The organism is Moraxella lacunata, assembly GCF_900453205.1.
GTDB classification, from domain to species: Bacteria; Pseudomonadota; Gammaproteobacteria; order Pseudomonadales; family Moraxellaceae; genus Moraxella; species Moraxella lacunata_B.
In genome coordinates, this window is the sequence record NZ_UGQU01000003.1 from 418,776 (window position 1) to 440,761 (window position 21,986).

Annotated in this window: 36 protein-coding genes; 10 read left to right on the forward strand and 26 right to left on the reverse strand. The window is 46.0% G+C overall.

Translation table 11 applies throughout. The features are described 5' to 3' along the window. From DX073_RS10965 to DX073_RS10975, 3 genes are read right to left on the reverse strand one after another with little or no spacing between them, the layout of a single operon-like run. Window positions 1-219 (reverse strand): tail protein X, encoded by a 219-nt coding sequence (locus DX073_RS10965; RefSeq protein WP_064606131.1) that lies wholly within the window; start codon window positions 217-219, stop codon window positions 1-3. Further along, window positions 216-1,103: a phage tail protein gene (locus tag DX073_RS10970; protein ID WP_115008080.1), complete on the reverse strand. Its 888-nt coding sequence runs from the start codon at window positions 1,101-1,103 to the stop codon at window positions 216-218. The genes DX073_RS10965 and DX073_RS10970 overlap by 4 nt, the downstream gene beginning before the upstream one ends. Next, window positions 1,103-3,892: a phage tail tape measure protein gene (locus tag DX073_RS10975; protein ID WP_115008081.1), complete on the reverse strand. Its 2,790-nt coding sequence runs from the start codon at window positions 3,890-3,892 to the stop codon at window positions 1,103-1,105. Before DX073_RS10975 ends, DX073_RS10970 begins: the two co-directional genes overlap by 1 nt. Before the next feature lie 36 nt (window positions 3,893-3,928). On the opposite strand from DX073_RS10975, the gene DX073_RS10980 reads away from it, so the two are divergent. Further along, a complete protein-coding gene (locus tag DX073_RS10980; RefSeq protein WP_029103122.1) occupies window positions 3,929-4,120 on the forward strand; it encodes a hypothetical protein in 192 nt (63 codons plus the stop codon). On the opposite strand, the gene DX073_RS15090 is transcribed toward DX073_RS10980, so the two are convergent. Next, entirely contained in the window at window positions 4,117-4,260 is a 144-nt protein-coding gene (locus DX073_RS15090) for a GpE family phage tail protein (RefSeq protein ID WP_115008082.1), read from the reverse strand. The genes DX073_RS10980 and DX073_RS15090 overlap by 4 nt on opposite strands. 5 nt (window positions 4,261-4,265) lie before the next feature. Continuing rightward, window positions 4,266-4,514, reverse strand: coding sequence for a phage tail assembly protein (locus tag DX073_RS10990; protein WP_115008083.1), 249 nt, complete (start codon window positions 4,512-4,514; stop codon window positions 4,266-4,268). 417 nt (window positions 4,515-4,931) lie between these two features. On the opposite strand from DX073_RS10990, the gene DX073_RS11000 reads away from it, so the two are divergent. Together DX073_RS11000 and DX073_RS11005 are read left to right on the forward strand one after the other, a co-directional pair. After that, the gene (locus DX073_RS11000; RefSeq protein WP_115008085.1) at window positions 4,932-5,549 is read left to right on the forward strand and encodes an antA/AntB antirepressor family protein; all 618 of its coding nucleotides are present in this window, start codon (window positions 4,932-4,934) and stop codon (window positions 5,547-5,549) included. Between the two features lies 1 nt (window position 5,550). After that, a complete protein-coding gene (locus tag DX073_RS11005) occupies window positions 5,551-5,748 on the forward strand; it encodes a hypothetical protein (RefSeq protein ID WP_115008086.1) in 198 nt (65 codons plus the stop codon). A gap of 60 nt (window positions 5,749-5,808) precedes the next feature. Here DX073_RS11005 and DX073_RS11010 read toward each other — a convergent pair whose 3' ends face one another. The 21 genes from DX073_RS11010 to DX073_RS11115 all read right to left on the reverse strand — a co-directional run bounded on the left by DX073_RS11010 (window position 5,809) and on the right by DX073_RS11115 (window position 19,024). Continuing rightward, the gene (locus tag DX073_RS11010; RefSeq protein ID WP_115008087.1) at window positions 5,809-6,321 is read right to left on the reverse strand and encodes a phage major tail tube protein; all 513 of its coding nucleotides are present in this window, start codon (window positions 6,319-6,321) and stop codon (window positions 5,809-5,811) included. An 11-nt stretch (window positions 6,322-6,332) separates the two neighbouring features. Continuing rightward, on the reverse strand, window positions 6,333-7,721 hold the full coding sequence (locus tag DX073_RS11015) for a phage tail sheath family protein (RefSeq protein WP_115008088.1): 1,389 nt from the start codon (window positions 7,719-7,721) through the stop codon (window positions 6,333-6,335). A 12-nt stretch (window positions 7,722-7,733) separates the two neighbouring features. Then, entirely contained in the window at window positions 7,734-8,240 is a 507-nt protein-coding gene (locus DX073_RS11020; protein ID WP_115008089.1) for a Gp37 family protein, read from the reverse strand. Continuing rightward, complete coding sequence (locus DX073_RS11025; protein ID WP_115008090.1) at window positions 8,240-8,707, reverse strand: gp436 family protein; 468 nt, start codon at window positions 8,705-8,707, stop codon at window positions 8,240-8,242. Before DX073_RS11025 ends, DX073_RS11020 begins: the two co-directional genes overlap by 1 nt. Window positions 8,708-8,710: 3 nt before the next feature. Then, window positions 8,711-9,040: a hypothetical protein gene (locus tag DX073_RS11030; RefSeq protein WP_115008091.1), complete on the reverse strand. Its 330-nt coding sequence runs from the start codon at window positions 9,038-9,040 to the stop codon at window positions 8,711-8,713. A gap of 10 nt (window positions 9,041-9,050) precedes the next feature. Further along, window positions 9,051-9,380, reverse strand: a complete 330-nt coding sequence (locus DX073_RS11035; protein WP_181814432.1) for a DUF2190 family protein — start codon at window positions 9,378-9,380, stop codon at window positions 9,051-9,053. A 2-nt stretch (window positions 9,381-9,382) separates the two neighbouring features. Next, window positions 9,383-9,634: a Gp49 family protein gene (locus DX073_RS11040; protein ID WP_115008093.1), complete on the reverse strand. Its 252-nt coding sequence runs from the start codon at window positions 9,632-9,634 to the stop codon at window positions 9,383-9,385. A 15-nt stretch (window positions 9,635-9,649) separates the two neighbouring features. Further along, complete coding sequence (locus DX073_RS11045) at window positions 9,650-10,579, reverse strand: hypothetical protein (RefSeq protein WP_115008094.1); 930 nt, start codon at window positions 10,577-10,579, stop codon at window positions 9,650-9,652. A 26-nt stretch (window positions 10,580-10,605) separates the two neighbouring features. After that, window positions 10,606-11,685: a 2-oxoacid:acceptor oxidoreductase gene (locus DX073_RS14365; protein WP_181814433.1), complete on the reverse strand. Its 1,080-nt coding sequence runs from the start codon at window positions 11,683-11,685 to the stop codon at window positions 10,606-10,608. A gap of 232 nt (window positions 11,686-11,917) precedes the next feature. Then, a complete protein-coding gene (locus DX073_RS11060; protein ID WP_115008097.1) occupies window positions 11,918-12,259 on the reverse strand; it encodes a Mor transcription activator family protein in 342 nt (113 codons plus the stop codon). A 15-nt stretch (window positions 12,260-12,274) separates the two neighbouring features. Then, complete coding sequence (locus DX073_RS11065) at window positions 12,275-12,748, reverse strand: gp16 family protein (protein WP_115008098.1); 474 nt, start codon at window positions 12,746-12,748, stop codon at window positions 12,275-12,277. 68 nt (window positions 12,749-12,816) lie between these two features. Further along, window positions 12,817-13,104, reverse strand: coding sequence for an HU family DNA-binding protein (locus DX073_RS11070; RefSeq protein WP_115008099.1), 288 nt, complete (start codon window positions 13,102-13,104; stop codon window positions 12,817-12,819). 78 nt (window positions 13,105-13,182) lie between these two features. Further along, entirely contained in the window at window positions 13,183-13,809 is a 627-nt protein-coding gene (locus DX073_RS11075; RefSeq protein ID WP_115008100.1) for a DUF3164 family protein, read from the reverse strand. 18 nt (window positions 13,810-13,827) lie between these two features. After that, on the reverse strand, window positions 13,828-14,058 hold the full coding sequence (locus tag DX073_RS11080) for a hypothetical protein (RefSeq protein ID WP_115008101.1): 231 nt from the start codon (window positions 14,056-14,058) through the stop codon (window positions 13,828-13,830). A gap of 22 nt (window positions 14,059-14,080) precedes the next feature. Beyond that, window positions 14,081-14,329, reverse strand: coding sequence for a hypothetical protein (locus DX073_RS11085; protein WP_115008102.1), 249 nt, complete (start codon window positions 14,327-14,329; stop codon window positions 14,081-14,083). Between the two features lie 9 nt (window positions 14,330-14,338). Then, window positions 14,339-14,566, reverse strand: a complete 228-nt coding sequence (locus DX073_RS11090; RefSeq protein WP_115008103.1) for a hypothetical protein — start codon at window positions 14,564-14,566, stop codon at window positions 14,339-14,341. Window positions 14,567-14,593: 27 nt separating this feature from the next. Further along, a complete protein-coding gene (locus DX073_RS11095; protein ID WP_115008104.1) occupies window positions 14,594-15,733 on the reverse strand; it encodes an ExeA family protein in 1,140 nt (379 codons plus the stop codon). A 9-nt stretch (window positions 15,734-15,742) separates the two neighbouring features. Continuing rightward, window positions 15,743-17,536, reverse strand: a complete 1,794-nt coding sequence (locus DX073_RS11100; RefSeq protein ID WP_115008105.1) for a DDE-type integrase/transposase/recombinase — start codon at window positions 17,534-17,536, stop codon at window positions 15,743-15,745. Window positions 17,537-17,560: 24 nt separating this feature from the next. Beyond that, complete coding sequence (locus tag DX073_RS11105) at window positions 17,561-18,466, reverse strand: hypothetical protein (protein WP_220186746.1); 906 nt, start codon at window positions 18,464-18,466, stop codon at window positions 17,561-17,563. 86 nt (window positions 18,467-18,552) lie between these two features. Beyond that, entirely contained in the window at window positions 18,553-18,840 is a 288-nt protein-coding gene (locus DX073_RS11110) for a helix-turn-helix domain-containing protein (RefSeq protein ID WP_046702073.1), read from the reverse strand. Beyond that, on the reverse strand, window positions 18,830-19,024 hold the full coding sequence (locus tag DX073_RS11115; protein WP_115008106.1) for a DNA-binding protein: 195 nt from the start codon (window positions 19,022-19,024) through the stop codon (window positions 18,830-18,832). The genes DX073_RS11110 and DX073_RS11115 overlap by 11 nt, the downstream gene beginning before the upstream one ends. Before the next feature lie 134 nt (window positions 19,025-19,158). Between DX073_RS11115 and DX073_RS11120 the strand changes: the two genes are divergently transcribed. The 7 genes from DX073_RS11120 (at window position 19,159) to DX073_RS11150 (ending at window position 21,985) form a co-directional block, all read left to right on the forward strand. Next, a complete protein-coding gene (locus tag DX073_RS11120) occupies window positions 19,159-19,569 on the forward strand; it encodes a helix-turn-helix domain-containing protein (protein WP_115008107.1) in 411 nt (136 codons plus the stop codon). A gap of 20 nt (window positions 19,570-19,589) precedes the next feature. After that, window positions 19,590-20,051, forward strand: a complete 462-nt coding sequence (locus DX073_RS11125; protein ID WP_115008108.1) for a hypothetical protein — start codon at window positions 19,590-19,592, stop codon at window positions 20,049-20,051. Beyond that, window positions 20,048-20,719, forward strand: coding sequence for a hypothetical protein (locus DX073_RS11130; protein ID WP_115008109.1), 672 nt, complete (start codon window positions 20,048-20,050; stop codon window positions 20,717-20,719). The genes DX073_RS11125 and DX073_RS11130 overlap by 4 nt, the downstream gene beginning before the upstream one ends. A gap of 203 nt (window positions 20,720-20,922) precedes the next feature. Then, window positions 20,923-21,150 (forward strand): hypothetical protein, encoded by a 228-nt coding sequence (locus tag DX073_RS11135; RefSeq protein WP_115008110.1) that lies wholly within the window; start codon window positions 20,923-20,925, stop codon window positions 21,148-21,150. Further along, window positions 21,147-21,359 (forward strand): TraR/DksA C4-type zinc finger protein, encoded by a 213-nt coding sequence (locus tag DX073_RS11140; protein ID WP_115008111.1) that lies wholly within the window; start codon window positions 21,147-21,149, stop codon window positions 21,357-21,359. The genes DX073_RS11135 and DX073_RS11140 overlap by 4 nt, the downstream gene beginning before the upstream one ends. A 3-nt stretch (window positions 21,360-21,362) precedes the next feature. Next, the gene (locus tag DX073_RS11145) at window positions 21,363-21,683 is read left to right on the forward strand and encodes a hypothetical protein (RefSeq protein ID WP_115008112.1); all 321 of its coding nucleotides are present in this window, start codon (window positions 21,363-21,365) and stop codon (window positions 21,681-21,683) included. Beyond that, a complete protein-coding gene (locus DX073_RS11150; protein ID WP_115008113.1) occupies window positions 21,680-21,985 on the forward strand; it encodes a hypothetical protein in 306 nt (101 codons plus the stop codon). Before DX073_RS11145 ends, DX073_RS11150 begins: the two co-directional genes overlap by 4 nt. The last annotated feature ends 1 nt before the right edge of the window (window position 21,986 follow it).

A 21,986-nucleotide genomic window follows, 5' to 3' on the forward strand; every position in this document is an offset into this window, starting at 1 on the left:
TCAATCTCTAAACCAAGGGGGTAGATTGGTGTTTTTGGCTTGTGATTTTTGGATAATCGGCACAAGCACGGTCGTGCCTGCGGTCAAGGTCTCAGATAGGGCAAGCTGTGGATTGGCGTCCATAATCCGCCCAATCTCATCCACCGTGCCATAATAGCGATGGGCGATTAAGTCAAAGCGGTCGTGTTCATTGCAGGTGTGGATTAATACGCTACTCATCTAAACAGCCCCTTTAATGGTTTTTTACTGGCGATTTTGGCGGTGAGTTTAGACACGGTGGATTTGCCAATGCTCATTGCTCCCATTGCCCCTGTAAAGGCGGTTTTTGCCTGTGTCAGATTGCCACTTTGCACCGCCCCAATACCAACGCCCACCTTGCCCAGCGTATCCGCTACCGCGGTGCCAAACTTGCCCATACCGTCTAATTTGTCAGCATAAGCGGACAAAGCAGGAATGTTTGATAAGCCTTTGATAATGCCAGTGCCGTCTGATACGATTTCTGATAAGGTCAAAGCATAACGAGCAGGGTCGTTTTTGAGTTCATTCAACAAGGCAAGTTTTGCCCCAATGCCATCAAGCAGTCCACTACTTCTATGCCACACCCCCACATCTGCCATTAGGCTTGCTGTCTCTATGTCTATGGGAGCATTGATACTGTCGTCTTTGACTGACAATAACGGCACGCTGTCCATCGTGGCAATGGCTGGGGTGGGGTTTGGGGCGGTGGGGTCGCCGATAAACTCAGTCAAATCCACATCAATGTCCATCGCCAAAGTATCGCCCGTGTCGTTTTGGGCGGTGGTGGTTACGGATAGTTTATCAATGGTATAAAAGCCTATCATCTGCCCTGAGCCTGTAACCAGTGCCTGTGCGTCTTGGGAAATAAAGGCTTGGTGCAGGGCTTGATACTGCTGACTCACATCGCCCAGTCGCCAATGTAGGCGTAAGCTAAATTTGAGTTTATCAAGCAGTAACCCCAAGCCTTGTGTGCGTGGCTTGCCCTGTATCACTTCGTGATAGGCAAATTTGGCGTTGTGCGTGGTGGTAAGGGCGGTAAAGCTGTCGGTCATTTCAAAGGGAATCTGCCCTAGCATTGCGTACATCAGTAGGCTCTCCGTGCTTTGTCTTGTTGCATACGGTTAAACATCTTTTCAAACTCGGCTTGGGATAATTGTAAGGCTCTTTCAATTTTACTCATATCGCCGCCACCTGCGTTAATGGTGGGATTAAAGTGAATGGTAATATTGCCTTGACTTTGAGAGTTGATGGCGTTGGCATTTGTCATTCTGTCTTGATGCTGACCCACGCTTGTGCTGATTTGGGCGGACAGATTGCCCATTTTTGCCCCAAAGTTTGCCGTAACGCCACTTGCGACAGAGCCAATGGCGGACACAGGCTTTTGACCGCCTTTGTCAATACCAATCGCCAAGCCTTCGGACACCCACGAGCCAAATTGACGAAACACACGGCTAGGACTGTTAATACCAAGCATTCTTTTGGCGGTACCAGCGACATTGCCCACGGTGCTACTAATCGCCCCAACCACAGCTCCTGCCATTGATTTGATACCACCAATCAAGCCTTGAATGATATTGACCCCAAAGGTGCGAAAGCGACCAACCAAGCCACTTAAAAAGCCCCAAACAGCAGAAAAAGCAGTGGAAAAGGCGGAGACGGGGTTAAATCCAGAGATAACTGCACGCAGTCCTGCCACCGCTATCGTAAAGAGTGAGCGAATGCCATTCCAAATACTGCCCGCCACCGCAAAGAGCGTGGATAACGCACCGCTCCATACGCCAATAATGGTGCTTGCCACCCCAACAACAATATTAACAATGCCAATAATGACCGCCCCAACGGTTTGACCCATTGACCTTGCCCCATCGCCTGCCATTTGACTTTGGGCAAAAAATTGACCGAACCAATCTATGATTGGGGCAACAAGTGGGGCAATACTTGCCCATAGTCCACCAAGCACCGCCACCACAGGGGCGAAAGTGGCTGATAATTGACTGCCAATGCCGCTAAAAGTTGCCAACAATGGAGCAACGCCTGTCATAATGCCGTCCCACAGACCCATAAAGAATGAGCTAATCGGAGTCCAATATTTATAAACCACCAATGCCACACCTGCCAACGCAAGGGCAAGCCAACCAATCGGCGTGGTTAAAAGTGCCTTACCAAAGCCCATTACTGCCACTCGCAGAACATTGAACACGCCAGAGAGCGAGCCAAGCCTACCAAAGGCGGAAGTTAGGGCGGTAATGCCTGATTTGACAAAAGTCATACCTTTGCCAAATGCCAATACCGCCGTTCTTGCTTGGCGTGAAGTTAAGCCAAATAACTGCAAGGCGGACGCTGGTTTATTCATACTAAATAAAGCAAACGCCAATCTAAACTTTTGAAAAATCCCCACAAAACCAAGCAACTGACCGCCCACGCCAAAAATCGATAATGACAGCCCATTTAACAAAAATCTGACAGCAATACCACTGGCACGAAAAGCAAACAAAGAACCCACAACCGTTACCAATCCTTTAACCAAAGCAGGATTGGCGGAAATCCATTCAATCAGTCTGGTAACGATTGGACTAATCTGACCTACCAGTCCCACAAGGGTTGGCAATACCGCAGAGCCAACTTTGACCCCCAAATCCACCATTTGATTTTTTAGGGTTTTGATGTGATTTGCGGTTGTGGCGGCTTGGTTGTCAAACTCTCTGGTCATTGAGCCAAGATAGCTTAGATTGCCTGATGGGTCTTTTTCATTGAGTAGGTCAAGCTGTCGCCCATACTCACCAACGCTATTTGCCAACAGTTGCACATCATCGTTATAGTTACTACCAAACAATTTTGTCAAAAAGGGATACTGGTCATCTTCTGGCAACTCTTTGATTTTTTGCAAAAATTGGGTAATTGCTCCTTGTGCATCTTCGTTCATCGCACGGGCAAATTCGCCTGTCTTGTAGCCAAGCCTTGCTAAGTCGTCATCGTATTTGCCCGTTTTCATCATCGCCATTGTAGAGAGCATACCCTCCATTGCTTGTGCAGCAAGTTCTGGCGGTTTACCCATACTCAAAAAAGTAGAACCAAGAGCCGCCGCCTGATTTTCGGTCAACTTTAATTGTCTAGCAGTACCGCCCACACGAGTAAGCACATTGACAATGTCGGCGGCATTTGAGTTGGCATTGTCTGACAAATGGTTAATGGCATCGCCAAGACGGTCAATGTTTTCAATCGGTACTTTTAGGACATTAGACAGCGTTGCCATTGCCTTACCAGCGTCTCCTGCTGCCATATCAAAGGCAACACCCATTTTGGCGGCGTTAGTTGCAAAGCCGAGCAGGTTTTCACGAGCCACACCTGATTGCCCACCTGCGGCAACGATTTGTGCAATCTCTGTTCCTGCCATTGGAATGGTGTGGGTCAGCCTTAAAATGTCGTCTTGCATTTGTTTGAACTGCTGTGGCGTATCAAAATCCACCACTTTTTTGACATCTGCCATCGCACTTTCAAAGTCAATGGCAAGCTTGACAGGCATCGCAACCGTCGCCCCAAGACCCACCAAGTCCATCGCTTCGCCCATTAAGGCACTACGAACTTGTCTACCATTTTCAATATGGGCATCTACACGAGTTCGCATATCTGCCACACGATTGACACTTCTGATACTATCGCCAAGCCGATAATACTGCCCAATCAACTCGCCCACATTGCCAGACCCCCTGGTCATCGCACGGTCAATCTGTCCGCCCAGTCGTCTGTGTTCATCGGTTGCAATGCGAGTGGCTGACCGCAAGGATTGTACGCCACCGCCAAGCTGAGTAAAGGCTCTCATTGCCCCACCGATGGCGGCGGTTGCGACAATGGATATTGATAATTCGGTTGCCATAAGGTACAATAGTCCTAATTATTTAAGGGGGTGTGTATGCTTGCAAGTGCGATTATTGGGTTTTTGCTTGGCTATGCGTTTGTTGCTTTATTGCCTGCGGTGTGGAGTTTGCTTAAAATCTCCTTTGAGATTGTGCGTGCCTTGTTTGAGTTGTTTAGAGAGATTTACGAGTTAATTCGCTATGGCGTACAAGACCCCACAAAAGAACCCACCCCAAACCGCCCCTAAAAGGCGGTTTTTTGATAGCCAGCCTTTATTTGGCGGCTGGCTTGGGCTATCCAGCGTTTGACATCACAGATGGTCATATTTTCAAGCTCAAAATGACCAAAGCCAAACCACCACGCAAGGTCAGCGAGTGCCTCGTCCAGCTCCTCTACTTTCCCGCCGCCATCTCCTTCATCACTTCTTGTAGCTTGGCATAGTCGCTGATGTCTAGGTTGTCAAGGTCTTCTGGCACAAGTCCCGTCAAGGCGGACAGTAGGTGCATTTCTTTGTCGGCATCGTTTTTGTGTTCGCTCATCTTTCTGATGTCTTTGACTTTGGCACGGCGGACACTTAGGGTGTCAAGGGTCTCGCCTGTGCCTAGGGTGATGGGATAGTTTAGGGTGATGCTAATGCTCATAACCGCTCCGATAACTGTCTGATAAATCAAGGATAAAATATGTGGGGCAACTAAGCACCCCACTAGCGTTGCACAGGGATTATTATAGAGCGTGGCAAGGACAGGGTCTTTTAAAGGGTTTTAAGAAAAATTTAGATAAAAAAAGTGAAAGGCTGTTGCATACAGTGAAAAAGTGGGGTATAATATGCTCCAAGATATGCAAATATCCCAAGGTCTCAAAAGCCTTTATAACGAACGCTCCCACAAGCGTTACTGTGGTATTTTTTTGCCTATGCAAAAAGATAAAAACCTTAAAAATATGGTCGGGGGTGCAGCGAATACAATACCCTTTGGGAAATTAGCTCGGTCGCTTTCGTTACGACTTTTGAGCCCCCGACCACCCTAAGATTTAGGGTTTCCATCAAAAGGAATAACGAAATGACAACTCAACTTGTCCCCACCCACACCGCCAATCTCAATGGCGAACTTCAACCCCTTGTCAATGCACGAGATTTGCATACTTTCCTAGAAAGTGGGCAAGACTTCTCCGACTGGATAAGAAAGCGTATTGAAAAATACGATTTTGTAGAAGGTCAAGACTTTTCCATAAATTTATGGAAAACCCCAACTGGCGGTCGCCCAACCACCGAATACCACATCACTCTTGATATGGCAAAAGAACTGTCAATGGTAGAACGCAACGAAAAAGGTAAACAAGCTCGCCGTTACTTCATTGCAATGGAAAAGCAAGCCCACAGCCAACACGCCCTACTAGATAAAGTGGATAACGACACCGCTTGGCTGATTGATGAACTCCAAGACGAAGTACTGCGGACACAGCCAGAGCTGTTAAAGCTTATCGGCTACTACAACAAGGACTTATCCCAAAAAGAGATGGCACTACTGCTTGGGGTGTCTGACACCACCATTCGCCACCGCTTATCAAAACTGGCTCGCTTGGGGTTTATTGACTATACGCCAAACGCCAAATTTGTGGCAATGGGACAGCTCGGCTACAAGTCAATGAAACAAGCACAGCTAACTTTGGGGGTGTAAGATGAAGATGATGATTGAAGAATGGGACACCATTCCCCTAAGCGAAGTGATTGGCTTGCTTGATGTGATGATTGATTTGGGGGCATCACAGACCAACACAGACACCATTCAGCTGTCGCACACCAGTTTTATTGACACCTTATCAATGATAAAAGAGCGTCTAAAAACTGTGGAGCTAAAACTTACCCCAATGCCCTAAGCTCAAATACCAATAAACCCCCAAATCTCACGGTTTGGGGGTTTTGTTTGGGTATGGGCGTTACGCCCCCACCACCCTACGAAAGTTCGCCAGCACATCCGTGCCATTCACACGATACTCATTTTTAAAGGCATTAAAATAAAAGATTTCTTTACCGTCCACCAGCTGACGCACTTCGTGGGCTTGAAAAGTGCTGGAAAACTCCGCCTTTTCTTTGGGTTTGTAGCTTCCCAAAGGGTTTTTGGAGAATGTGCCTGTTAGGATTGTAACCAGTGGCACCTCGCTTGCCAAGCCTTGTGCATCGTGCTTTTGAATGTCAGCACGCACCATCAATTGTACCGCCTTAAATGGGTGATAGACAGTGGCAAATACTTCTTCATAAAAGCTGTTCCAAGTAATCTCGCCCTCCATCGCTTCTACGCCTGATGGTAGCTTAATCGTACCGACCAGTCCAAGACCCTTGTATTCATCTTGACTGACTTCCACATCAGGTAGTTTGATTTCGCTGGCTTGACCGAGTAGGCTGTTGCCGTTTACGTAAATGTTGGCGTTAAAAATGGCGTTAATTTGCATTGCTTTTCCCCTTATTTTTTACCAGTCAAATTGACCAAGTATTTTCTTGTCATTACGCTGGCATTGGTAATGCGTTCGGCTGGTAGTTTTGGCGTGTAGTCATAGACCAGCGGAATTTGCCCTTTGCTAAATGCGTCCACAAGGTCGTATTCATAATCCAATGACACCGAGTAGCCCACAATGGATTTAAGCGTTCCCAAATAAGTGCGAATGCCCTCGATAAGGCTATCAATTAACGCATCATCTATCGGTCTGTCCACATATTGCAACTCAAACTGGCGGATAGACTCATCAATGATGTCACCTGTGCGTTGAGCGACTTCAAAGTTTTTGATGTGGCTGACGGACGGAAAGCACGCCAAGCGGTTGCCCCACGCTCGAAAGCCAGTGCCATAGCTGTTAAAGACGGTGGTAATGCCTTTTTCGTTCAGGCGGTTGGTCTCAGACTGTGGGTCATCAATACGAGCGGTCAAAGGGATTTCTAGGGCGGTTAAACCAAGTAGCTCGTGGTTGGATTTTGAATGCCAATAGCCTTTATCCACATCCACTTTCATACGCAGACCCGCCAAATGCGTGGCAAGGTGTTCTGTACCAAGAATGCCCACCACATAAGGATAGCACAGCTCGGCACGGTCGCTACTGGTGTTAAAGTTAATCGTGCCAGTCGCCCCACGCCCTTGTAGGACGGTGGATAAGCTAGTTCCTTTGGGGGCGTTGATGTAGGCGATGGCGTTTAATTTATTTGCCATGGTAATCATTGCACTGCTTGCCGTGGCGGTCTTGTCATACTCTGGCACGATGATGATTTTTGCATCCGCTCCAAATTTACCAAAGCCTTCGGTTAAAAGTTCAAGTCCTGTGCGTTTGCCTGTACTTGCCACAAATCCACCCAAAATGTCGGCTTCGGTTACTTTGGTGGGGTCGGTGTAGGTGTAGCTAATCGTTGGGGCGGTCGGACGAGCTTTAAAAGTAATCTCGCCTGTTAAAGTGTTGATTTCATAACGGTCGGCAGATAGCACCGTTTGACCATCTTTGACAGTATAACCCCGTTGAATGGCAGATTTGCGGGTTTTGGCGGTCAAAGTATTAACATTTACGGTCAAGACTTCGTCAGTAACCACAGTTTTGTGACGAGCAGGGTCACAGACATTGACCACATAAGCAATGCCTGCTTTGTAGCGTGTCCAGATATGAGCAGCGTCAGGCAAGGTAAAGCCTGCTTTGGTGGCTTCATCACCGCCAAACTGGGCAAAATCTTTGGCGGTTTGACAAAGAGTTAAAACATTGACATCGCCAATGGGGGCTGTGCCAACAATGGCGGTAATCGCTCCATTAACCGTGTAAACAGGGCTAGAACCACCGTCAATGCGTTTGGTTTCGGTGCCGTGATGAAAAGACATAAAATACTCCTTTTAAGGGGTTTTTGGTTTTAAGTTGGGGTTTAGCTCGTCTGTGGGTTGTCTTGTGTGGACTTGCACCACTTTTGGGCGGTTATCAGGCTGACAGACTTCCACACTTTGGGTCTCGGTGCGTACTTTTAATTCATATTGCCACGCTCCACCGTCTTGGTGCAGATAGCGTTCGCTTAATAGATGAATTTTGTTGCAATGCTTAGGACGAAAGCCTGTGATGACCGCTCGCACTTTGTCAAGTAGGCTAATTGCCCCCTTGTCGTGATGCACACCACGCCCAAAAACGGTAAGTGAAAAGGTTAATTTACGAGTTTGGACAATGGCGTGCGTGTCGTCCGTCATCTCATAATCCGACCCTTGATAACCAATCAATACCGCCCCAACAGCGTGAATAAAGCGATAACTGGCAGGATTATCAGGAAACAAATCCACTTCAATGCTTGGCAAGCCTTGGCGAAGTTTTTCTCGCACACTTGTCAAAATCGCCAAAGTAACGCTGTCTGTCATCAGTAACCACTCCAATCTGATTTGCCACGAGAACGCACTCGGTACGCCCCACGCTCTTTTTGTAAGGCGTTTTCGTTTTTGGTAAGGTCGGTGGCAAACAGGTGCATTTTGCCAGTTTGGACAAGATTTAACATTTTTAAAGCATCGTCATAGGCGGTTTGCAAGGTTTTTGGCATTTCGCTGGCGTTAATCCGCCGTTTGTGTAGCCAATATCTTGCAATGTCGCCACACCAAGTGTTTAGTAGCGTTGGCACAGATTGCAAAGGCAGAGCATAACGCCCCGCCAAATAGCCGTCCGCCACTTGACAGGCGTAAGTAATTGCCTTATCCACCACCGCCCAATCAGGCTCAATGCCTTCATAATCATAATGGTTTTCTAGGTCATCACGACTAAGCTGGATAAGCTCTACCTTGCTACACAAGGCAACCATATCTTCACGGCTGACATGAGGGGTGGTATGGGTCATTGGTTAAGCCTTTTTACGAGTGGATTTTTTAGGTTCGGCAGTTTCGGTAGTAGCCACTTCATCGCTCGCTGTGTCGCCATTGGCAGTTTCGTCCACTTGTGGGGCGACTTCATCAAGTGTTGGCTCAGCTTGTTCTGGTATTGGCTGTGGCTCAAAAACTGGCTCGGATACAGGTTCGACTGGCTCATCTGACACATCATCAAGTAGCGTGGTATGGGCGGAGACTTCGCTATATACTTCATCTATCAAATCAATGATTTGACCTGTTTCAATGCGTACCAGCTCGCCATTTTGTTCAAGGATTAAAGGCGTATTTACTTGCACTTTTTTCATTACTTGCTCCTTATCTTAATAGGACTTTGACGGGTTCGTTTGCACCACTTGCCGATGATAGGGCAAGAAATTGCCCAGTCTCGGATTTGATGGCACAGCCTTGGGCATCGGAAGCCACTTTGTCGCCTTGCTCAATCGCACCACCAGATTCCACAATGCCTACGCCCAAAATTTCTACTGCTACGGACTCGCCAGATTTTGCGTCCACAGGCACGATACCAAAAATAGGGTCATCGGCTGTGGCTTGTTTGCCTTTGGCGGATACAAAACGATTGCCGATAAGCTCGCTCATTGCCAGCATTGTTACAGCAATGATTGCTGATTTGGTTGGATTTGCCATTGTTATTCTCCCTGTAAAAGCGTGTTTTTGATGTGATAGCCGTGTAATGCCCATAGCTCGTTAATGGCATTATCAAAGGCAATTTTACGCCCAATGTTTTCATCAAACTGTTTTGGGTCAATGCAGCCAGATTTGCCAATCACGGTATAGCCACTTTTTAAAGTTAAAGCACACACGGTGCAGGTTTCGCCAAAGCGGGCATACTCTTCTTTTGCAATCAAGGCTTGCAAGTCTTCTTGGGTAATTTTGGTCATTTTAATCTCCAAAGGTTAAATCACATTTTCAAACAAAAAGCCACACGCACCGCCCACGACAGCAGCCTTTCTGATGTCGGTATAACGCACATATTGCACCTTACCGCCTTCGCCATCATATCTGTCCACGACAGGCAACCCACGACGACGGAAAGTATAGCCAAACGCAGGCACGCCCTCGTCATTGCCACTTGGCACTTGGTCTGGGCGGACAATCAGACTGGCAAAATTGCCCCAAATCGGTTTAGTTTGCTTATTGCCCACAGGGATAGACACCGCATTACCGATGAGAATTTCATCAAGCTCTAACAGCTCTTTTAAGGTGGCGACATTGAGTAAGGGCTTATTGGTACTGTCGCTAATCAGCGAGCGAAGTTTGGCACTTCGACGGATTTGGGTGTAGACCTGACCACTTAGCACAAGCGTCTTAGGTGTTACGCCTGCTGCACTACGCACCTGCTCTTTGGCATCGTCAATGATGGTTTGGATATCGGCATCGTCTTCTGTCCACTTGGCAGATGCAAAGTCCTTGCTGTGGGCATTGGCATAGACCGATTTTGTTTGGATAAGGCGAGCGATTTCAGCTTCTTGGCGAAGTTGCACCCCTTGCACCACACGGCGGGTGGCTTTGGCGTGTTCATCAAATTGACTCTCGTGCTGTTCTCGGTAGTCCACGCCTGCGGCTAAGTCGTGTTCTTCTAGCACCACAGGCATTGTGGTGGACTTATCTAGCGTGATGATGTTGCTGGCTGCACCGACCGCTCGCTCGGTCTCATATTCCACCAGCGAACCTTTGCCAAAAACTGGCACCTTAATACCTTCTTTATCGGTATAAACCACAGGCATAATCCGCTCGCCAATAAAGTCCGCCTGCATATAACCTAAGGCAAGATTGGTTAAGACCTCGTCTTTGCCACGCAGGTGTGATAGATGTGTTGCACTCATGATATGCTCCTAAATGATGTTAAAAATTAAGCCGTACGGCGGGCAGCTTCTTCATAGCTGATGTTATCGCTTTTCATCAAAGCGACCGCTCGCTCGTGGTGGGTCAGGCTTTCGCTAAAATTTGCCGTGCTTTTGGTGACTTTGTCGGTCAGGTGCGAATGCTGTTTTGGCAAATTGCCCAAAAATTCTTTAAAGGCGGCTGCCAACGGCTTTTTGTCATCGCCTTCGCCAAAGTCAGCGGTGGTATCATTAGGAAATTCGGCAAAGTTTAACACTTGGGTCAAAAGTTCTTTGTCGCAGGGCTTAATCTTGCCGTCTTTGACCAGACTTTCGGCAAAATTGGCATTGACCTGATTTGCCACATCTCGCTCTTTTTTGGCTTGTTCGGCTTTAAACTTGGCAAGTTCAGCTTCGGCTTTTTCGGCTCGTGCCACAGCGTCATTTAATTCATTCATTGCAGTCTCGCTTTGGTTGTTGGTGGAATTGGGATTGGGGTTGGAATTTGAGTCGTCGGATTTACCATCGCCATCAGTATCGGTTTTTGGCATATCGTCCGTGCTTGGATTGGCGGTGTCACCTTCACTTGTAGATGGCTGGCTTTCGCTAAAATTAAAAAACTTAGCAACGATATTTTTAATATCAAAGACCAGTTTTTCGCCCTCAGTCAGCTCGCCAAAGCTGACAATGCCGTCCGTGTTGTCATTAAAACTCACAGGCGATAAGCCTTTGACCGCAGGGGGCAACGCTCCTAAAAACCCAATGTGGCGTAAATACCAGTTATCAGGCTTAGGGTTGCTTGGGTGTTTGGGTGGGTAGAAACTGGCGGAGAGTTTTTTGTAACGCCCTGATTTGACAAGACCCACAAAGCCTTCGTCCATTTCGCCAAATTCTGCATACAGTTTGTCGCCTTTGGCGGATAGGGATTTGACCCAGCCATAAGCAGGAGCGTTGTCGTCTGGGTGTCCGATGACGATGGGGGCTTCGTGAAAGCTTGGATTGTAGCCATTTGCAATGGCATTAAGGTCATCGGGCGTGATAGTAACTTCTTTGCCCGAGTTGTCGGCTCGTGTACCAGCGATAAAGATTTCGTGTTGTAAGGTTTGCATAACAAAATCCAATGTAATTTTGGGCTATTATGCAAAATTTTGGTATTATGGTCTTTTAAAGCGTTTTAAGAAATTCGGTGGGGAATTTAAGAATTTTACTAGGATTTGAAAAATGGGCAATTTTAGGGGCTTGGGGGTGGTATATAGGCAAATATGGGGATTTGGTGGGATAAGGGCGTTAAAAGCGGTTTTGACCGTTTTTGACCGCCTTTTGTGGGGCGTTTGGATAACATCAATCGTCCCACAAGGAGAATTGGCGGGTATTAAACTCAAATTGGCGTTGTTCTTTGATGATGGCGTAAATGCGTTGCAAGGTTACGCCATACTTTTTGGCAAGCTCATCGTGGTTGTCACCTGTAAACTCGTCATAGATTTGGCGGTTGCGACGGGCGGCTTTGCCAGAGATGTTTTTTGGAATGTACAAATTCTCCCCGCCAAATTCGTCAAGCACGGTATCGGTACTTTCTTCGGCAATGGCGGTCGCCTGTGTCTTATCCACGCCTTGACCGAGCAGGGCGTGATAAATGATGTCATATAGGGCTTGACTAAATTCGTGTTGGCGGGATTTGCTCATTTTGGCTTCCTTTGGTTAAGTGTTGGTTTGGTTTGGTTTTTCTACCCGTTTACGCCAGTTTTTTAGGCGTTCTATGATGTTGCTGGCTTGCTCACTATCCAAATCATCTATGGCGGTTTTGGCTTGATTTTGGATATAGCTTGCCAGTGCTTGCTCACTCTCATTTCTAACCGCTCCCAGTGCGTGTAAATCCAGCCACAGATGACGGATAAGTTTGATTTGTTGTTCTATGTCAAGACTTGCCTTATCGTCTATGGGCTTTGGGTCTTTTTTCTTGTGTGTTACCACAAACCCAAGCTGCTTTAACCTTGTCAATACCTTGTTTAATTCACTAACATTCATCGCTTTGGTGCTGTCTTTGCCAGTCATACCCACAAGGAGTGAGCGGTAAGTGTCGTCATCAAGGCACAGTTTACTTTTGCCGATATGGATAAGCTGAATGAGTTTGGGCTTATTTAATGCACCTCGTTTAGTTTTATATTGGCTCATTTTGATTTTCCTTAAATTGGTGATGATAAGCAAGGCTTGCCCCTGCTTATCATTTGGGCTTGGTGTGTTTAATTAACGGCTTCTTTTAGCCCTTTGCCCGCCTTAAATGATGGGACTTTTTTGGCTGGCACTTGGATTTTTTCGCCTGTTTTGGGGTTACGCCCTTTACGCTCCTTGCAATGCTTAACCTTAAATACACCAAAATCCTTAAATGACACATCATAACCCTCTGCCAATGCACTTGTAATTACTGAAAGTGTCGTGTCAAGAATTGCCTTTGTGGTTGTTTGAGTATAGCCTGATTGCTCAGCAATTTGAGCAACAATTTCTGGTTTGATTTTGATTTTCTTAGACATAATGTTTACCTTTTAAAAAAATGGTCTGTTGGGACAATGACAAGGCGACCAACTCTTGCCATTGTTTTGATTTAGGGGTTAAAGATTGGCAAAATCAAGGCTAATCTGCTGATATTTGCCGTATTCATCTCGTTCATAAAACCGCATATACTCTTTTGATGAGATGACTTGGGTGGCATCACTGATGGCTTGCATTGCTTTTTGCCATTTGTCATCAACGATGTTAAGACTACGCAAAGACAAAACACGGCGGATATTGATTTTGCCTTCTTTATCCACTGCAAAGGCGTTATCAATGATGGCTTTGATGTTGTCGTTGCTGTCGGCTGTCCACTCACGCAGACATTCGTCAATGAGTGATTTTGCAACCTGCAAGCGTTCGTCAAAGACCAAGTTATCTTGGATAGCAATTTGCACCTTGTATTTGCCATCAAAGCTCATCAAAGACACATTGCCTTTTTTACCGCCAATATGAGTATCGTACTCTTGAGCGGAGAGTTCCACGAAGTTGTGAAATTCAGCAAAAAACTGCTCTTTGATAGACCGCATTTGAATTTGTAGGCTTAGGGCTTGTTTGACAAGGTTAATGACAGTTTCGTCTCTTAGCTTGTCAATTTCCTTGATTTTATCAAGGGGGATAAGGTGTCCTTTGTCATTTAGGCGGTAGCCGTCTGGGATTGGGGCATTGGGGGTTTGGGGTGTCATAAAATTACTCCGTTTGGATTAGCAATCATTGTTTCGTTCGTGAAATCTATCTTGGGCTTCTAATGCCTCATCTTCGTTGTGAGCCAAAACTACAAGATATTGATTAAAGGCTAGCCTTTCAGTCAAAAAGTAAGAAAACTTACCTTCGCACATATGTTGATTGCACTTATGGGCGACTTCTAGGGCTTCGTCTTTGTTGTGAGCCCGAACTTCCATTGAAATGGTGTCAATTTGGGGTTTGGTGGTCATAAAGTTACTCCGATTGGGTTGATTAAGTTAATTCAAGATAACGACATTGCAAAGTGTGAGCAGTCATAAACAGTCGCATTTTTAGCAGGTCATCGTCATTGTCTTGGTTGAGTTTGAATAAATCATCTTTGGCAGTTATAATCGCCGTTGCCAGTTTTTCTTTGTCAAGTTCGCCACGCTTAATCAAAATCTGCAGGGCTTCATCTAGCATTAGCAAGCCTAGCGAGTTTTTGGCGTCGGTCTTGTCATCAATGTGTAAAATCATTGGCATAACACACTCCTACAAGGTCAGCACAAACAACATAGCAACCATCAGCACCATCACGCAGATAAGCAGTAGGATAATCCAACCTGCTTGACGGTTTTGGCGGAGCTTGATTTGTGATAATTCAAAACGCATACCATCTAGCTCTTGGCGTTTGCCTTGTAAGATAAGATACTGACCAACCGTTAAGGGGTTGGCAAGTTTCTCAGGGGTGATGTGTGTGTTTTTGGAATGCTTATTCATGGCTTTTTCCTTAAAATTAAATCAAGTTTAAATACTTTTGATAATATCGCCATCTACCCTATCAAAACCCAAATAAACGGTTTCGTTCATGGCATGGGCGACTAGGTTATTGACCGCCAAAGGATAAAGCAGACTGTGTTCGTGCGTGCCAGCTTTGGTGCGAGATTTAACGGTTAGACGCTGACTTATGGCATCAAGAGCGGACTCATCTAGGATTTGTTTAATATCGCCCCCTGCTCGCTCAAATTTGTGCTTTAAGTAACCCGCCAATTTACCATCGGTCAAAGGCTCTAAGGTGGCAAGCTCACAGCGTTGCACCACTTCACGCACGGTAGGGTTATTTTCAGCCAGCTTGGTGGCAAGCTCGGTCTGTCCAATCAGCACAATGCCAAGCAAGCGGTCAAAGCCTGCTTTTAACTCATAAAAGCGTTTTAGGTGCTTTAAGGTGGGAATGGGCAAACCGTGAGCCTCCTCAATGACAATCAAGTGGCGATTGCCCGCCTTGTGGCTTTCGGTCAGAGCCTTATGGATTTGGCGAAAGCGAGCCTCTGGGCTTCTTTTGGGTTTTTCGCTTGGGGCGACTGCTTCTAGGATAGCCTCGGCAATGTGTACCGATTTTAAGGTTTTGCCCTTGATGTCATTATCCTCCATCGCCAGCACATACGGCTCAATGAGAGTGGTGGCTTTGCCGTCCTTAAAAAGTCGGTCGTGCAAATCCTCACGCAGGGTAGATTTGCCTGCACCGCTCTCGCCAATGACCGCAAGAAACCCACCATTACTCGCCACATCATATAGGCGTTCACGGATATAGCGGACATCGTCAGATTTAAAAATATCGTCCGATGAGCGGATTTCGTCATCAAAGGGGTCTTTGGCGAGCCCAAAATGGCGACGGGTCTGTGGGTTTAGGGTGGATTTTCTAAGTAGCATAAGTTCATCCTTATCTTGACTTATGGGGGTTTTTAGGTTTTGGCTTTGGGTCAAAATGCTTGGTACGCTGACCCCATTTTTTACAAAATAGTCGGCAAGATTTGCCTTAAATGCTTTGGTATTTTTGCTTGGAAAAACACCGTGAACCACAGCATTAACAAGAGCGGTTTTGCTAATGCCCAGCTCATTTGCCACGGTCTGATAAGATTTTCCAAGCTTGTTAAAGGCGGTTTTCATTCCTCATCCTTATGCAATTTTTAAAATCTGTTTAAAAGTGGACTCATCCATCAGCTCATCAAACACCTTATCAAGACCACTTTGGGCAATGCCGTTAGGATAGCGTTCTTGTAGCACCTTGACCGCCAAGCTCCAATCCGCCCCAAGTGCTTCTAAGCGTGGTTTTAATTGCTTGGCGATGTCCACTTTGGATAGGACGGGCTCGGCAATCATTCTCTCATAGCGACTTTGCTCCACGCTTTGTACGCCTTTTTTGGGTAGATACAGCGTATTGTCATTATCCAGCACGGTGTCATTGTGCTTGTACGGGTCAAGTTTGCCATCAAAGGGCAGGGCTTTGGCTTTGCGTTTGACTTCGGCTTGTTCAAGCGTATCTGTCCCCATAGCGATTTTTTGAAGTTCTTTGGCGTGGGTTTGGGCTTTGGTGTCATTGTGAGCCTTATAGCCTTGACCCACGATGACGGCATTTTCACGAAAGCCCATTTCATCAAAGACCACTTCTGGCACAGCCACCCAAGTTTCTTTGCCGTCCGCCATTGGCACGCACACCCTAGCACCGTCCACTTCCCACGGATTTTGGGCGACTAAGATTTTTTGTCCGACAAGTACAGGCAATGCTGAGACATCGTACACCTTGCCCTTGTAGCGAATTTCAAGCTCTGGGGTAACTTTGGCTTCTTTTGGTACAGACAAAGCAAGTGATTTGCAATACTCGGCAGGTGGGGCAATGATAAGCTCATCTGACTTTATCTTTTGCCACGCACGATAGCGGGTCATACCGTGCCGTGAATGAATGGCTTGGCTGTTAAAATAACGAAGCCACTTATCGCACAGGGCATTTAGGGTATCAATGTCATTCACTTCCACAAACTTTAAGCCACTCTCAAAATGCGTCTCCACAATGTCGTTGGCTTTTTCCACTTGCCCTTTGGCTCGTGGGTTGTTGGGCTTGTTGATTTGCACCACCACATCTAGGGCTTGGCACAGGGTCTTAAAAGCGGAGCTGGTGTTAGCCGAACCAGGGTCTAGCATGACCATCTTTGGTACGCCACGGATAGGGTCTTTGCCGATGTCAGCTTTTGGCGACATCATACGAATAAAAAAATCGCACAAATTTGCCGAAGTCTCCCCACCAAAATAATAATGACAATACACCGCCCCACTGGTGTGGTCTGTGCCTGTATATCGCCAGACACGGTCATTGATGATTTTGACGACATTGGCAGGCTTGTTTTTATAAAATTCATCGTGGCTTGCGACACGCAGTCCTGTATCTTTGCCTTGTCTTGGTAAGTAATACAAAATGCACAAACTGGGGTCAATTTGCCACAGATGATTGGGGTGTAAAGACTTCATAGACACCACAGGGGCAGGCTCTAACAGTTGGTCAGGGTGCAGATGATAGGCTTTTAGCCCACGCACAATCGCCCCCACTGACAAAGCTGTGCCGTCTGTGTGGCACGCCTGTATCATACCGTTGGCACGAAGCATCGTTACCGCTCGCTCCACCGTCATAATGCGTTTGCCATTTTTTCGCATACCCTCCATCACCACGCTACTAATCAGCTTGGCATCATCAAGGGTCAAAGTCATCTCGCCTTTATCACTTCTTGCTTTGCGAGTAGGTTTGACTGCCACACTTTCTAGCTTGCGATACAGTGTTGAGACGCTCATACCCAGCTCGTCCGCTTTGGTTTGTAGGTAGCGTGATTTTTCGCCACGCCCTAGATTTTGGGCGGTTTTGGCGATTTCGCTTAGGCGTTCTATCAAAGCTGGGTTTGGGGCTGTATTATCGGTTGCCATTGTTTTGACCCTTATGATTGTTTATTACACTTCGTCTTCTGAATAATCAAAAGGCAACGGCATATCTCTATCATCCGCCCCCATAGGCTCATCTTGTGTTAGCCAAACAGGGACTTCGCCCGTCGGAGCGTCCGTTGGTAGCAGGTATTGCCCACGCAGGATTTCACAGTCCAGGATAAGCTGATTGATAGCTCCCACCATGAGGGCGGTATGGTCGCTTCCGTGTGCTTCTTTATGAGCCATAAGCCCATCAAAAATATCTTTTAATTTGCTAATCTCGGAGCGAGCGGACACTTCTGCACTTGCCAGTTGTGCCGATAATTCACGAGCGACATCGGCAGGTTTGGGCTGTTTGTTTTTATTTTTGGCGAGTTTTTCAGCAAGCTCGTCAATCTTGGCATTTTTCTCACTCATCACCTTGTCTTTGGCTTTACTGTCTTCACGAGCTTCACGCAGGGCGACACGAAGCTCATTTCTTGTCATACGGTCAATGTCATCTAGCGTATTGCCGTTAATATCGCCCCCTTCGGCAAGCTCCACTAGGGTGTCGTCATCTTCTACTAACAGCTCCAACAGCTTAGATTTGCCAAGCCCAATCAGTTTGGGCTGAGCCTTTTGCATTTGTGGCGTGGCAAAGCGTTTGGTGGCGTTCATTAGGCGTGTAATTTCCTTTGTGTGCAAACCTAGTTCTTGTTCAGCAATTTCACGAAAACGACCGTGTTCGGTATGTTCTTTTAGTACAATCAAAGTTTTTCCAAGCTCAAACATACCCTCTAAGGTTTTGACAACCGCTTGGCGACCTCGTTCAATCCAAGTGGCTTCGTTATACACCTCGCCATTACCCCATTGCTCCATCACCTGCATACTGTGCAGGGCTTGTTGGTTGATGGCATCAGCGGTAATAACTTCTACGCTTTCAATTTCACTCATTTTTGATACCTTTTGTTGATGTTAATTTTTTTAAAATGGACGCTGGCGTCCATTTTGCCTAAAAATCCCGATGTCGGCACTTTTGCCTAATAGCCGATACCGACATTGCGTTGGATTTCGTCCATTCTTGCTTTGAGTCGTTCGTGCTGTTTGCGATAATTTTCAGCGATTTGCAGGGTGCGGATAGAGTAGGCATAGTTGCCGTTGTCCAGTTTTTGCACCAAGCCTTCGCTGATTAAATCCGCCAAATCACGGCTGACTTGGGTGGGGGTAAATCCTAAGTTATCGGCAATTTCTTTATTACTAATCCCAATCAAGGGGTGGTTATGCAAGGCTTTAAAAACTTGTAGGATACGAGTGCCTTTACCGCTCATCAGCATTCTCCTGTTTTAAACCAAGCTCAACGGCGATTTTGTGAGCTTTACCATAATTAGCTTGGATTGAACCATTCAAAATACGGCTGACATAGGTTGGGTCATACTGACGAGCTTCGCACCAAGATTTGATGGTTTCGCCACGCTTTTTGAAACTTTCTTTCACTTTTTGGGCGTTTGGCATATCTACTCCAATTGTTTTGTGATAGAATTACAAAACTAACAATATTTAAACAATATTGATTAAATTTCGTTTATGTCGCCTATTTTATACGAATATTTGTTCGTATTCAATAGTTTTTTGGAATTTTTTTTCGTATGAAAGACAGAATCAGAGAAGAAAGAGAAAGGCTTGGATTTACACAAGCTCAATTTGCAGGCATTGGCAAAGTTACACCACGCTCACAGCAGAACTACGAAACCACCGAGCGTAAGCCTGATGCAGATTATTTGGCGGAGATTGCCAAGATTGGAGCAGACATTACTTATATTGTAACAGGGCAACGCATCCAAAACAGCGTAAACGAACTGGACAGCAAGTTATTAAGTGCATTTCGCTCCGCCAGCCCAAGCGTACAAGCGTTCGTGTTGCAAGGACTGGGTATTCAAGCAGAACAGATAAAAGACACGCCAGCCACCACCTTCCAAAACACCATTCACGGTTCAGTTGGACAACAAATTAACAATCCGCAAGGCACAGTTACGCTTGGCGACATTGCTATGCCATAGGGTTGTATGGAGTATGTGTTGTGAAAAATGAATTTTACGGCAATATAGGACAATTGGTTCAAGCAGGAACAGCAAATGTCAGCGTAAATACCACAGGCGAGAGCGTTTGGCAAATGTTTGGGCATTGTAGCGATGATGAGATTTTGCAAATCAAAGAACAAGTGCAAAATGAAATAGTCTCTCTTAAACATAAAGGTTTGCAATGTGGACTGTCTGGTCTTTTTGTAATCCTGACTTATGCTGGCTTATTTTATTTTGATGTTTACCAACGAATTTTAGGTGTTCACAGTGTATGGGGAATGGGTTTAGCAGTGCTTTGCCTTATGGCTTGGGTTACGACTATGGGCAATGCCATCAAATATGACATTGAGCCAAAAATAGACAAGCTCAAAAAAGACTGCGAATGCCTAGACGACATTCTAAGATACCGAAAATACCTACTTTCAGCCAACAACCATTCAAATGACAAGGATTTACAATGAAAAAATTCACACTTCTACTGCTTCCACTAGCACTCATCGCCTGTGGCGAGCCTAGCACCGACACCGCCAAAGAGCCTACTACTACCACTCCAAGTGTGGAGAAAGCTGAACCGTCAGCCACTCAGTCAGCTCTGCCCGATGATGAATATAAAAAGCAGTTGGACAGCCTGACCGATGGCGTACCATATAAGCTAAGTGGCGATGGTGTTGTCATTTTTGAAAATGTGTCAGACATGATGACAGCCTTTAACGACTATCAGCACGAGGGACAATTCAAAGTATTGGGCGACAACCCCGTACACTTGGAACTTTATGGCTTAAACACTGAAACCAACACCAAAGAAAACCTAGAATATGACCAACAAAAAGCCTTAATCTACGGCATCTACAAGTCGTTCACTCATACTGATTTGGATAAATTAACCATTAGTGCTGGCGTTAGAGATATGAAAGATGCAAGTAAGGTTATTGTTCAGCCTGCAACCCTAACTGTTACCAAAGAACAGGCGTTAAAAGCATTGCAAGCCCACACCAATGCCAAAGATTTTAAAGATTTGGTTGCTGATACCAGTGCTGATTTTGTGGTAAAGGGCTATTCGGGTTCTAAGTTGAGTGAGATGCTTTATAAAAATGAAGTGCAAAAAGCAATTATTGATGAGTTAAAATAGCCAAAAAATAAGCCCCCAAGCGTAAACTTGGGGGCTTTGGCTATCTAGTAGCTCTGTTCATATCATACCAACAAGACTTGTTTTTGGCAAGTCTTTTTTTGTTGTCATCAAACCGTCCGCCCAAGCAATTTTTAAAACGCTTTAAAGGACTTATCACGCTCATCTTGGCATAATATCCCCCAAATTTTAGCATAAGTTTGACAATGAAAATTCTTGACCTTATCACAAACCCAAAAACAGGACGACTGTCGCACACTCGCCTTTGGGCAAATGTGGCAAGCCTTGTCGCCACCGTTCAGTTTGTGCGATTAAATACAACCGATTGGCAATTATGGCTTGTGTATTTAGGCTCGGTTGGCGGTTATGCAGTCGCTCGTTGTCTGATTGCACAGGGCGGTAGCGTCCCACCCACCAAAGGAGAGAGCCTATGAGCGACACAATAGACAAAGCCCAATACCAAAGTGAGCTGATTTTACAGCAGCAAATCCGCATTGCCACCCAAAAGACAAGTCTACCCACCCGCACCCATTGCATAGATTGTGATGAACCCATTCCGCTTTTAAGACAACAAAAAGTTACGGGGTGTCAAAGGTGTGTGGTGTGCCAAACCCAGTTTGAAAGCCAAAGAGCAAGGGGGTAATAAGTGGATAAGACTTTTATTAGCATTGATTTTTGGCAACTCGTTGGCTTTTTATTGTCATTTTTGGGGGTATGTTGGGGCTTTGGCAAAATGCTCCTTGCCCAGTTTCAAGCCCAGCAAGACGAACGCCAAAAAGCCCAAGATAAATTGTCCGACAAGGTTGAGCATTTAGAGACCTTATTTGCCGAGCAAAAAGCCGTCCTACCCGAAAAATTTGTCCTACGAGAAGACTATATCCGTAACCAAGCCGTCCTAGAAGCCAAAATGGACAGCATTCAAAAGACCCTAACCGACCTGTATAAAATGGAGAGCCAAAGACAATGAACGAAAAAGCACGCCGCGAAGGTATGCGTTGGCATATCATCAATACCCTGCACAAGGCTCGTCCGTACACCACTAGCGAGATTTTTTTGCTGGATGTGATGCGGGGGATTTATGCTGACATTACCGCCTTAGAACTTCGTCAGCAACTTGAATACTTATCCAATGCCAGCTTTGTCCAACTCACCAAACAACCCAATGGCGTATGGTATGCCGACTTGACTTATCAAGGCGTGGACATTGCCGAGTACACCACCGATTGTCCGCTAGGTATTGGGCGACCTGAAAAATACTGGCAATCTTAGG